11 protein-coding genes are annotated in these 12,976 nt (G+C 35.5%); 1 reads left to right on the top strand and 10 read right to left on the bottom strand.

Translation table 11 applies throughout. The features are described from left to right. Positions 1 to 255 precede the first annotated feature (255 nt). Complete coding sequence (gene serA, locus SM124_RS05330; RefSeq protein ID WP_322445235.1) at positions 256 to 1,833, top strand: phosphoglycerate dehydrogenase; 1,578 nt, start codon at positions 256 to 258, stop codon at positions 1,831 to 1,833. Between the two features lie 67 nt (positions 1,834 to 1,900). Here serA and SM124_RS05325 read toward each other — a convergent pair whose 3' ends face one another. From SM124_RS05325 to rluB, 10 genes are all read right to left on the bottom strand, one after another. Beyond that, positions 1,901 to 2,713, bottom strand: a complete 813-nt coding sequence (locus SM124_RS05325) for a histidinol-phosphatase (RefSeq protein WP_322445234.1) — start codon at positions 2,711 to 2,713, stop codon at positions 1,901 to 1,903. 59 nt (positions 2,714 to 2,772) lie between these two features. Then, a complete protein-coding gene (locus tag SM124_RS05320; protein ID WP_322445233.1) occupies positions 2,773 to 3,738 on the bottom strand; it encodes a peptidoglycan DD-metalloendopeptidase family protein in 966 nt (321 codons plus the stop codon). Between the two features lie 320 nt (positions 3,739 to 4,058). Next, entirely contained in the window at positions 4,059 to 5,297 is a 1,239-nt protein-coding gene (locus tag SM124_RS05315) for a GerMN domain-containing protein (protein ID WP_322445232.1), read from the bottom strand. After that, on the bottom strand, positions 5,272 to 5,823 hold the full coding sequence (sigX, locus tag SM124_RS05310; RefSeq protein ID WP_322445231.1) for an RNA polymerase sigma factor SigX: 552 nt from the start codon (positions 5,821 to 5,823) through the stop codon (positions 5,272 to 5,274). Before sigX ends, SM124_RS05315 begins: the two co-directional genes overlap by 26 nt. Positions 5,824 to 6,003: 180 nt before the next feature. Beyond that, positions 6,004 to 7,779 carry an ATP-binding protein gene (locus SM124_RS05305; RefSeq protein ID WP_322445230.1) on the bottom strand — a complete coding sequence of 592 codons (1,776 nt, stop codon included), beginning with the start codon at positions 7,777 to 7,779 and terminating at the stop codon, positions 6,004 to 6,006. Beyond that, entirely contained in the window at positions 7,776 to 8,492 is a 717-nt protein-coding gene (locus SM124_RS05300) for a response regulator transcription factor (protein WP_322445229.1), read from the bottom strand. Before SM124_RS05300 ends, SM124_RS05305 begins: the two co-directional genes overlap by 4 nt. An 84-nt stretch (positions 8,493 to 8,576) precedes the next feature. Next, complete coding sequence (gene ccsB / locus SM124_RS05295; RefSeq protein ID WP_322445228.1) at positions 8,577 to 9,764, bottom strand: c-type cytochrome biogenesis protein CcsB; 1,188 nt, start codon at positions 9,762 to 9,764, stop codon at positions 8,577 to 8,579. Positions 9,765 to 9,776: 12 nt separating this feature from the next. After that, positions 9,777 to 11,423 (bottom strand): cytochrome c biogenesis protein ResB, encoded by a 1,647-nt coding sequence (gene resB, locus SM124_RS05290; RefSeq protein WP_322445227.1) that lies wholly within the window; start codon positions 11,421 to 11,423, stop codon positions 9,777 to 9,779. A 21-nt stretch (positions 11,424 to 11,444) separates the two neighbouring features. Then, positions 11,445 to 11,972 carry a thiol-disulfide oxidoreductase ResA gene (gene resA, locus SM124_RS05285; RefSeq protein WP_322445226.1) on the bottom strand — a complete coding sequence of 176 codons (528 nt, stop codon included), beginning with the start codon at positions 11,970 to 11,972 and terminating at the stop codon, positions 11,445 to 11,447. 159 nt (positions 11,973 to 12,131) lie between these two features. Then, positions 12,132 to 12,854: a 23S rRNA pseudouridine(2605) synthase RluB gene (rluB, locus tag SM124_RS05280; RefSeq protein WP_322445225.1), complete on the bottom strand. Its 723-nt coding sequence runs from the start codon at positions 12,852 to 12,854 to the stop codon at positions 12,132 to 12,134. Positions 12,855 to 12,976: the final 122 nt, after the last annotated feature.

Here is a 12,976-nt window from a genome sequence, read left to right as displayed (position 1 = left end):
CTTCCCTGCGGAAAGCAAGTGCCTGGAGCGGAAATTAACGGGCAACATATGTTAACCAAATTAATTTAAGCAATTTATTTACTCATGTTCTAAGCTCCTAATCGCAAAAATAAAACTTAATAATAAATAAAACGCATCCTTTTACATTTTAAAGCGTTTTCATTTTAAACATGAACATTTTCACCAATTGACAATTAAATATTCGTCTTGTAAAATAATCAGAAAATTACAATACATATTTACAGGGGGTTCTTTATGTATCAAATATTAGTAGCTGATGCTATTAGCGAAGACGGATTACAACCACTCTTAGACTTTAAAAATGGCCAATTAATTATCAAAAAAGTAACAGATCCGGATGTGGAATTAGATAAAGTCGATGCCCTGCTAGTCAGAAGTGCCACACAAGTAACAAATGACCTCTTAGAAAAAATGCCTCAATTAAAAATCATTGCTCGTGCCGGTGTTGGGGTTGATAACATTGATGTTACAGCTGCAACTAAACGTGGCATTATTGTTGTAAATGCCCCTGATGGAAATACTATTTCAACTGCAGAACACACCTTTGCCATGATGGCTTCTTTAATGAGAAACATCCCTCAAGCTCACCAATCTGTAAAAAACTTAGAATGGCGTCGAAATGACTTTATCGGTACCGAACTATATGGAAAAATGTTAGGAATTCTAGGAATGGGCAGAATCGGTTCAGAGTTAGCTAAAAGAGCTAAAGTCTTTGGTATGTCTGTCCATGTGTACGATCCTTTCTTAACGAAAGAAAGAGCAAACAAACTTGGTGTAGAATCAAGCTCATTAGATGAAGTCTTGGAACTAGCTGATATCATTACGGTTCATACTCCTCTCACACCTCAAACTAAAGGTCTAATTAATGAAGATACACTAGCTAAAACAAAGAAAGGTGTATACTTTTTAAACTGTGCACGTGGTGGGATTATTGATGAAGATGCACTTGCTAAGTTCCTAGGAAATGGTCACGTTGCAGGAGCCGCTATCGATGTCTTTGTAACCGAACCTCCTGGAGAACATCAGTTATTTAAATTTGATAATGTTATCGTTACTCCACATTTAGGAGCCTCAACAAAAGAGGCTCAATTAAATGTGGCAACACAGGTTGCTAAGGAAGTAAGAACGTATTTTGAAGATAAACCAGTGTCTAACTCTATTAACCTCCCAGCTATGTCTAGAGACATTTTTGAAAAAATTCGCCCGTTTCATCACTTATCAACAAAAATAGGATTAATACTGTCTCAGTGCATAAAAGAAGGCATTGATGAATTATCGATAACCTATTCTGGCACCGTATCCGATTTGGAAACGTCCTATTTAACGAAAGCACTTTTAGCAGGATTCTTTAAGAACCGAATCGATGTACACGTAAATGAAGTAAATGCACTCCTGACAGCAAAAGAACGTGGAATTACAATAGGAGAGAAAATTTCTACTAATTCCTTTGGATATGCCAATGCAATTTCGGTTACAGCAAAAGGTGAAAAACAACATTATTCAATAAGAGGAACATACATTGATCATTACGGCCCTAGAATTGTGTATTTAAATGACTTTAACATTGATTTTCATCCTGAGGGAAATTTACTGTACATTCAACATATGGACCGACCAGGAGTCATTGGTCGTGTAGGTAAAATACTGGGAGATAATGAAGTAAATATTGCAACGATGCAAGTAGGAAGAAAACAAGTTGGGGGAGAAGCAATCATGGTGTTATCTTTTGATAAACCGTTGGATGATGAATCTCTAACATCGTTAACAAGTCTTGATGACATTGTTTCACTCAACCGTATTCGTATTAATTAGTACAAAACAAGCTAATATAAACACAAAAGTCGTAGGCATCCCTACGACTTTACTTATTACAAAACTACTAACCTATTGTATATTCCGTTCTCTTCCCTTTGGAGAAAGTCATGATCTTTTCATATCCTACTTCTTTTGCGAGTGCAATGGCTTGGTCAAAGTCTGCTCCAACATGTTCTGGAAAATGCGCATCAGAAGACAAGACTATCGGTATTTTCTTATCAAAGCACTTTTGAAGAAGTCTTTTGTCAGGATACAGTTGTCCAACTGGCTTTCTTAATCCTGCTGTACTAATTTCAACACATGTTTTAGAATTTGCAAGAGCATCGGTTGCACGTTCATATTGCTCTAATAGGAATTCTTCGTCCTCGGGAACATATTTAAAGATTTTCACTAAATCTAAATGCCCTACAATATCAAATAGATTGGATTGTGCTAAAGTAACCACTTGATCAAAATACTTCCTATACGTGTCGAATAAATCTCTCCGGTCCCATTCGTGTTTAAATTCAGCCAAGTCAATTCCAAAGGTATCCACCCAATGTATTGAACCAATGACATAATCAAAATCATATGTCTTTATGAATTTCTCCATCTCACCATGCTTACCTGGAGTGTAATCCATTTCTATTGACATCTTTACATCAATATTCTGTTTCCATGCTTCCTGAAAAAGATTAACATAATCACTCATATCATAGTATCTGCGCTCTTCTACCCAAGGATTACTCAAAATATCAGCTGTTTGATAAAAATGATAAGCATGTTCGGAAATTCCAAAGTGCTCAATTCCTTTTTGCTTAGCCATATCAGTAAACTTAGTTAAATACTCTAATGTTAACGTTCCCGTTTCTAAATGATTATGATAGTCAGTCAGCACGAATCCAGTCCCCTTTAAATTTTTTCCCATTATACACTTAAAGGAGACTAGCATCAATATCATTTTTGCAAAATTAGAACTTGTTCAGGTTTTATCGTATCACTTGTTAGTTCGTTATGAGTTTTTATTTGATTAACAGTCATATTACTTTTCGCAGCAATTGAACTTAACGTATCACCTGATTTAACCACATATTGTTCCTGATTGGGAATGATAATTTTTTGGTTTGGTTGAATTAACTCACCATTTATCTTGTTTGTACTAAGGATGTCATCTACAGTTGTTTCATACTTTTTTGCAATCGTCCATAAAGATTCTCCATATTTAACAATATGTATGACCTTTTGTTCCTCAATATCTTTATTACTTGTTTCATTTGCCTCTATGTCTGTTCCTAGATTGACACCCTCATGAACATGCCCCTTTTGTAAAAGTTCCTCCACTTCAGCTGTGTCCATTTTTCCATTCGCTGCTAGTACATCCGAGTCTTTTATCGATTTAAAAACGGTAACTACTTCTCCTATTTTTACTTCATTTAGTGCTAATACAGGATTAATAGCGTTTTCTTTATTCAAAGTCCATTCTGATTGATGAACTTCAAAATGTAGATGAACACCTGATGAATCACCAGTACTTCCCATTTCACCTACTAAATGACCTTGTGAAACCTTTTGACCCTCTTTTACATTTCTACTTTTTAGATGAGCATATACGGTCTCCATGTGATTATTATGTCTAACGAACACAACATGACCGTAAGAGTACGAATAATAAGATTTTGTTACAACACCGTCATCTACTGTATAAATAGGGGTTCCATAATCCCCCGCTATATCTATTCCTTTATGATTACCTTGTCTCGTCCCGAATGTATCAGTAATGATACCATCAGCCGGCCATATCCAATGGTCAGTCGCATCTTTTATATTCGTGGCTGCTTGAGAGTGCTTACCGCCGAGAAATAACACACTTACACATATTGCAAACATACTTGCAATCATAATACACCTTATGTAGTCTCGCATTCTTTTCCTCCTTGTACTTGTACTCTCTTTTTCACGATATGTAGACATGTATTTTTTTAGAACTCATTAAAAGAAAGTACTATACGACAACACTACTAAACCTCCTTTTTCCACTCAAACATTCCCTTTGGTTTTCAAGCAATTTTTTGCTGTTAAAACACATTTGTTATTATTTGGACTTTAGTATTTTTTTTATGCAAAATCTTAAACTTTTCCTACTTATTGACAATATTTCTCTAAATACTAGTGTAATAAATAGGACTTAGGAATGAATTTTGAGCAACAAAAAAAGCCCAGCATTTAAACTGGCCTTTTCCATGTTACTCAGTGACTGTTTGCTTATTTGGAGCAACAGGTACTTTCCATTCTTCGTTGAATATAAAATCTCCAATTTGAGCTAAGTTAGAGTTTTCTATTTTTACTTTTTGATAATTAAAGTCCTTTGCAGTTAATAATATGGCTTCAATCATATACAAAGTCGATGAGTCATCTGTTAATTTGGAATTACTATCTAATTGAATAACTAAAAGATCTTTTGATTTAGAAGGGATAACTTCAAAGTTAATATCACTTGGAATGGAAGGCGTGAGCCCTAATTCCTCCATCGGTTCTTTCATTTTTTGCAATGCTTCTTCTACACTATTAAAGGTTTCATTTGTAGGCACAAGATAAGGTTTCTCTTCTTCTGTATTTGGATAGAAAAAATAATAGGCATGGTTACTAGTTGGTTGTACCGTTATTTCCTCTTTCATCCCGTAATTATCAAACATAATACCTGGTGATCCCTCAGTAGTTAGAGAAACTTTTTCGATATTCATCATGTATAGAGTATCATTTAAAATTTTCAAAAAGGATGTCTGTTCTGCACTGCCTATACCATATTGATGGTCTTTTGGTACATCGATATTGAGTACCTTAGATTCATCATCATATTGTAAAGAAGCGTTTAAAGGATAATAATCAGTTAACCCCCACTCTTGTTCAGATAGTTTTGCCATCCATTCCTCAAAGGTAGTGAATTTAGTTTTTCCTTCCACTTTCGGGACAACAACACTTACAGGGACAACTAACTGGGCATTCTGATCAGGAATGGCATACGTAAACACTTCATTTCCTTCTGCATCCTGTTCATATACTGCAGTCTTTCGCATTTCCTCAACTGTTAAGACTCTTTTGTTTGATTCTGTATCATCTTTTTGGATGGATACTCCTTGTGCATCATCCTTTAGTTCCTCTTCTTCTATTGATTCTATGTTTGAATCTTTAGCTTCATTGTTTTGGACCATCTTCATCTCAACTGCAGAATTAGACTGATCAAGACTTTCCACAGATCGATCAGTAGATTGTTCCCAATTCATAAGATTTGGAGAAAGGATAAGGAATAAAGCAGCTGCAGCTACAGTTGCGATGGATGGAACAACCCATGTTCTTTGTTGACGTTTCTTTAGTTTAGAAGCTACATTTTGATAAATGTCACGAGGATCGCGATGATCTTCAATTTTTGGCATTTCACGAAGAAGTTCTTCAAGTTGCTTATCGCTCCACTCTGACTTTTTCAATATCAGTCCCCTCCTTTTCCATCATTTCTGCCATTTCTTTCTTTAACACCTTTAGTGCTCGGTGCTGTGTAGTCTTTACTTTACTCTCTGTCCAACCTAAAGTCTCTGCTGTTTCAGCTATAGATAGATCCTGAATATATCTCATAATAACAACCATTTTTTGATCAACTGTACAATGGTCTAAACACTTATAAATCAATTGGTACTCTTCCTTGCGAAGGGCAATCTCTTCAGGAATGGGATTATCATCCTTTACTTGCTGAGTAGACCAATCGAACTTTTCCATAATTCTTTGCTTCCAACCCTTTTGTTTACGGAAAGAATCAATGGCTACGTTCCTTGCAATTGAAAATAACCAAGTCTTTTCACTGCTTTTCCCCTCAAATTGTTTATAAGACTTCAAAACACGAATATAAACTTCTTGAACTAAGTCTTCAGCCTGCTCCCGGTTTTTAACCATATAAAAAAGAAATTGAAATATATCATGGTGGTATTTTGAGTATAATTCGTCGAAAACGGAGTCCATCTGTTCCCCTCCCCGTTCATTTAATTAGTCGTAATATGTATTTATAAAGTTACACTTTAACTATATTATTTTTCTATTAAAAAAGGAAGGGTTACTTAGCACCCTTCCTACTATCTTTAAAAAGATACATGTTCCATAATGTTTCTCATGAATCAAGAACAATCGGCAACATTTTCTATTTTATTCGTTATTTCGAGGTAAAAAGAAGGAAAATGTCGTTCCATGTTCCAATTTACTTTGTACACTGATATGACCTTTGTGACTGTCTATAATATTTTTAGCAATTGCAAGGCCGAGTCCAGTTCCAGAACGTCCCCTTGTTCTAGCTTTATCCGCTTTATAAAAGCGCTCAAATACAAATGGTAAATCCTCTTCGGGAATTCCTGAACCAGAATCACTCACGGATACTAACAATCCTTTTGCATCGCTTTTTGTCATAATGGTAACCGCTCCACCATCTGGGGTATGTCTAATAGCATTATCTATAAGATTCGTTAGCACTTGTTCAATTCTATCAGGATCAAAGTAATAATAAGTCTCTTTAGTCTCGAGGGTTTCAGTTAAATGAATGCCTTTTTCCTTGGCAAGGCCTTGAAACTTACGAATAATTCTTTGTAGATAAGAGTTAATCTCAATTTCCTCAATCGTTAATTGAATATGACCTGCTTCCATTCTAGCCAAGTCTAATAGCTCATTTACTAATCTACCCATTCTTAAAGACTCATCATAAATAACCTTAGCCATTTCTTTTTTCTCATCTTCACTCTCTGCAATATCATCAACAATTGCTTCACTATAACCTTGCATCATGGAAATAGGAGTCCTTAGTTCATGAGAAACATTGGCAATAAAGTCTTTTCTAAGTTTATCTAATTGTCTCTCTTCCGTCATATCCCTTAAGACAACAACAGCACCTCGTATAAACTTATTATTATATAGTGGTGTAACAATAATGACCCAAAATCTACCTTGTACAGAAATTTCCCCGATTTGTTCTTTCTCTGTATTAACGGAAAGTTGAAACAGTTCCATTATTTCAGAAGGAATTGCTTCTGTTTTTGACGACATTTCCCCTTGATCGTAATGCCAGTTCTGTAGGAACCTCTCCGCTGGCGGATTCGTGATTAATATCGTTCCATCTCTGTTAAAAGTTAATACTCCATCCGCCATGCTGCTTAAGATACTAGAAAGCTGTTCTTTTTCTTGACTAAGAGCATTCATATTAAATTTCAACTGCCTGCCCATCTGATTAAAGGCAGTAGCCAGTTCTCCGATTTCATCATTTGTTAAAATCGGGACTTTTGTATCAAATTTCCCTCTCGCTGCTTCAAATGCAGCCTCTCTCATTTTTCTAAGAGGTGCTGTAATACGAGTGGATAAGAAAAAGGCAAATATCGTCGTTAATATAATAGCAACACCTGCAGCTAATATAATAAACTTCGTTGTGGATCTAGTAGTCTCTTGCATAACCTGCAATGATTGGAAGATAAAGACCGCTCCTGTTTCCCCTTCTTTTTGTTTAATCGGTACCCCAATAATTAACGTACGAGCGTCTTCTGAATATTCAGGGTTTGGAGCAGTAACAATCTTTTTAACCGTGTCTCGATTAGTAAAGACTTTTGAGAGCTGTTCATCTTCTACCATAGATTTTATTGGTAATTCCGCTATGCTCGCGCTATTAGGAGAATAATAATACTCATTTTTATTCTTCATAACCATAGCACCAGTTACCTCATCAAGAAGTTCCCATGAGATCTCTAACCCAATGTCTAACTCTTGGTCTTCTAAGAAATGAGCAATATTAAAGGCTGTATTTGTTAAGTCTCTTTCTGTTTCTCTTATATGATAATTTTCAAAAAACTCTAAAAGCATAACGGTTAAGATAAATAATAAAAAGGAAACTAGTAATAAAATCGTAAACCAAAGTTTACCTACGACACTTCGCCAGAACATCATTCATTGACAACCTCAAACTTATAACCGACGCCCCAAACGGTAACAATCATACGAGCTGCCTGCTCAGACACTTTATTAAGTTTCTCACGTAAGCGTTTAACATGTGTATCAACTGTTCTAAGGTCACCAAAGAATTCATAATGCCATACTTCTTTTAAAAGCTGTTCACGATCAAACACTTTATCCGGTGATTTTGCTAAGAAGTAAAGTAATTCATATTCTTTAGGTGTAAGGCTGACTTCTCTTCCATCTGCTAAAACACGATGAGCATCATTATCTATTGTTAGATGAGGGAAAACGATCACGTCTTTTGTTGTTGTTTCCGTTTGTAAATAGGTTGTTTTAGATGAGCGACGAAGCAATGCTTTTACCCTTAAAACCACTTCTCTAGGACTAAACGGTTTAACAATGTAATCATCTGTCCCCACTTCAAAACCTTGGACTCTGTTCACTTCTTCCCCTTTTGCCGTTAACATGATTACAGGTGTTGCTTTTTTCTCTCTTAACTCGCGACAAACTTCTATCCCATCTTTACCTGGCATCATTAAGTCTAAAAGGATAACGTCATAGTCATTTGATAAGGCTTTACTTAATGCCTCATTTCCATCTTCTGCTTCCTCGATAGCATAGTTTTCACGCTCTAGATACATTTTTAATAAACGGCGAATTCTTTCCTCGTCATCAACAACTAAAATTTTCACGTCTTTTTCCATATAGATAATCCCCCTTGGTATGCTTTCATTATTTTAAAAAGAGCCTTCACTATTGAAAAAGTGAAGGCATATACAATTCATTTATTAAGAGCCAGCGTATGAATGAAGACCAGCAATAACTAGGTTTACAGCAACTAGGTTAAACATGATAATAATGAAACCTATCACGGCAAGCCATGCTGATTTTTCTCCATGCCAGCCTTTTGATAGACGTAAATGTAAAAAGGCTGCGTAAAATAAGAAAGTAATTAGTGCCCATACTTCTTTCGGATCCCATCCCCAGAAACGAGTCCAAGCAATTTGGGCCCAAATCATCGCAAAAATAAGTCCACCTAACGTAAATACTGGGAAACCAATTAATACAGAGCGGTAACTGATTTCATCAATTAAATCTAAGTTGATATTCTTTGTTAATGGTTTTAATGCTGCACCAATTCGTTTTCTAAGAATTAATCTAAATAAACCATATAAAATTAGTCCAACTGCTAAAGACCATACTACTGTATTTAGTTTCTTTGCATTAACGAAAGCTGGTACTTCTACTAATGGCTCAAATTTTCCTTCTGTTAAAAGAGCTCCATCGTTTGGTCCGATTAATGCAGGGATACGATACTCCATTTTTGATTCGTTACCATTTTTATCAATCCAATTAAAGTCTGCTTGATAGCCTTGAACAGAAAATGTTGAAGTAACTAAAATAAATCCAAGTGTTGCAATTAATCCAAACATAACCACTTCAAGCCATGTCGAACTCTTTGTAGTTTTTGTCTGATCCACAACTTTTACTAAATAAATTAATGCCGCACCAAAACTTACAGCAAGTATAGCTTGACCAAGAGCGACTGTCGTTACATGGATATGAAGCCAATCACTCTGAAGAGCTGGAATGAGTGGAGAAATGTCTCTTGGGAACATACTAGCATATGCAATAATTAGTAAAGCAATTGGCATCGTAAATAGGCCTAGGGCTGGTGTTCGATATATAAAATAAATAACAATAAATGCCCCTACTAAACACATTCCAAAGAAAGCAGTAAACTCAAATAAATTACTAACAGGTGCGTGTCCTGCAACTATCCATCTTGTAATAAAATATCCTAATTGAGAGATAAAACCTAAAATAGATACAACAATGGCAATATTAGCTGCTCTATTAGGCTTGTCATTATTTTTTAGATTTTTCTTTTGTCTAATGGCTCCTCCAAACAATGGCACAGCGATTAAATAAAGAAAAAAAGCTATATATAAAAGATTTGCACTTAAAGTGACCAACCTTTATTCCCCCTATCCGACTTTCTCTTCATTTACTTTTTTTTCATCAATTGATTGGTCTATAGGCTCTTCTATCCCGGTACCGTCTAAAACAACCTGAAGTTCTTTCTTTATTCCGAACCAGTTTTTATTCGTATGTGCTGCGACGATTACCTCTCCATCTTTCCTACGGATCCAAATTCTACGATGATTCCAATATGAACCTTGGATGACACCAATCATAAAGATGGCTCCGCCAATTCCAATAGTCCAAAGGGTTAAATCCTTACGCACTGTTAGGGCTGAAACATGTTTTGTCTCAATCCCATTAAAGGCCATTTTATACTCATTATCTCCAAAAGGCTCTATATTTTGTCGTATAGCAACAAAACTTCTTTCCCCTTCAGGCTTATCTGGAGTAAACATTTCAAAAACAAAAGCTGGATTATTTGGAATTCGAGACTTAGTCATTGGTTTGCCATCTTCTCCAAACTGAAAATCTGGGAAGTAACTAATAATATTTACAGAATAACCAGGTTCAAGTTCATACTCTGTTTGGGGATTATATAAATCTACAGTCAGACTACCAAACTCTTTTTCCGTCTCTTTATTAATTAATTTGAAAGACATTTTATTTAATTCATTTAGCTTGTAATCTACTTGGTACAAAGCAAACTTTTCAAATTTTAAAGGCTTATTTACTTGGATACTATAATCCTTTACCTTTTCAAGCTCAGCCTCTTCCCCTGCTACTGTTTCGCCTTTCTTTTTGTAAAGAACGACGTCACTTTGATAGTTTTTCGCTACCATTCCTGACTTCTCAAGTGCTTTATTAAATACTTCTTTATCCTTTTCTTTGTCGTACACTTCAACTGTGAACTTTTCATTCTTCAAGAAGTACTCGCTATCTGTTCCAGGGATAACTTTTGTTTCTCCTTCACGAATCCAAAGAATTTGATCCACATACATCCCAGGGACAAATCTAAGCATACAACCGATTAAAAAAATAATTAATCCAACATGGTTTACATAAGGGCCCCAGCGAGAAAAACGCCCTTTTTCCGCTAAAAGATTACCGTCTTCTTCACGAATATGATATCGTTTTAGTTTTAATCTTTCCTTAATAGTATCGTATGGTTTTTCACTATTGTTTAATTGAGTAACACCATATACACGTTGTCTTTTTAAAAATCCATCATGTCTGGTTACTTTTTGTGCTTTTAGTGCACGATACAATGGTATGACTCGATCAAGACTACAGATTACAAGTGACACACCTATTGACGCTACTAAAATTAAATACCACCACGAACTATAAAGGTTATGAAAACCTAAATCATAATATAGTTTTCCAAACCACCCATACTGGTCTTCATAATACTCTGAAGCAGGCATAACAGGTGGAATATACATCTCTTGAGGGAGTACGGTTCCAAGTGCTGAAGCAACTAGGGTAATAACAATTAACCATACACCTACTTTTACTGATGAGAAGAAGTTCCATATTTTATCAATAAATGTTTTATTGTAGGTTTGTGAACGACGTGCGCTTCCTTCATATCTCATATCCAGTAGCTTTTTGTCGTCATTACTTTGTTCCTCGAATACTTTTCCACATGCTTCACAAAGAATCGTTCCATGTGGATTTACATGTCCACACTCGCACTTTACTTCGTTCATTGTAAATACTCCTCATACCCCTTAGGGTTTTATCTTTTCTAACAGCTCAATTAGCAGCTCTTCAGTAGGTATTTCCCCTCTATGCACATCTACTACCTCACCATTTTTATCGATTAAGAAGGTAATAGGTAAAGGATTAACCCCATATGCTGTCATGACTTGTTGATCTTTATCTATAACTATAGGAAATTGTAGTTGATATCGGTTTGCAAATTCTTTTACTGCCACATCGGACTCCGCCACATTGACAGCAATTATTTCTACACCTTGGTCTTTATAATTTTGATATTGATTATTCATATAAGGCATTTCTCTTTCACAAGGCTTACACCAGGTAGCCCAGAAATTCAAGAAAACTCCCTTACCTTCATAATCGGACAAGCGGTGTTTTTGTCCATTCAAATCGGTTAAAACAAAATCGGGTGCTATCTTTCCTTTAGCAACCCTTTCAACTTCATCTTTTGTAAAATTTGCATATAAAGTATAGCCAACCGCAGCAGCTAGTAATATTAGGATCACCGTGCGCATCACTAAACGCTGTTTCTTCATAAGCATCCCCCTGTAAAAACAAAATGAACACATTGGTTCCTATTATATCATTTTTCAACATACACATATTGTTATCATTGTGAAGTAAGTGTGACACTTCTATGAATTTTTTCATGCCACAAATAGTAAGTATTGGGAGAAAGAAACCTAAAACCAAGCTTACTTTTTACTTGCTAATGTACGAAGTTGTTTTACTTCATGTGGTGAGAGTTCTCTCGCATCTCCAACACTAAGACCTTGAAGAGTTAGCAAACCGTATCTCTCTCTTTTAAGTTTAAGAACCGGATGTCCAATAGCTTCAAACATTCTACGTACTTGTCGGTTTCTTCCTTCATGAATAATCAACTCAACAATTGCCGTTTGTTTTTTCTTATCGATGCTTAACACTTTTGCCTTTGCAGGAGCCGTTTTACCATCCTCTAAACGGATTCCTTTTTCTAAGCTTCTAATTTTTTCACGAGGAGGAATTCCTTTTATTTTTGCAACATAAACTTTTTCTATTTCATTTTTTGGGTGCATAAGTAAATTTGCAAACTCACCATCGTTTGTTAATAATAATAATCCTGATGTATCATAATCTAGTCTTCCAACAGGATAGATTCTTTGTTTGTATTCATGAAAGAAATCTGTAACAACTTTTCTACCTTTGTCATCACTGACACTAGAGATGACCCCTCTAGGTTTATATAGCATAAAGTAGATAGGTTCTTCCCTTTCGACGGGAATTCCTGTTACTTCTACCCTATCGCTTGGTGATACTTTAACACCTAACTCTTTCACTACTTTACCGTTTACTTTAACTTGACCTTGCAATATTAATTCTTCAGCCTTTCTTCTAGACGCAAAGCCAGCTGCTGCAATTACTTTTTGAAGTCTTTCCATATGTCACCTCTATAATTAATTCCATTCAATTTTTCTATCTTTATGCATTATGACATATATCGACTTGATTTCAAAGTAACCAACATTAACTTTCATGTTTAGACATATGGTTTTAAAAGGCT

Source organism: Robertmurraya mangrovi (assembly GCF_034427655.1).
Taxonomy (GTDB): Bacteria; Bacillota; Bacilli; order Bacillales; family Cytobacillaceae; genus Robertmurraya_A; species Robertmurraya_A mangrovi.
The sequence above is the reverse complement of the archived record's forward strand: the minus strand, read 5'-3'. Positions and strand labels throughout refer to the sequence as shown.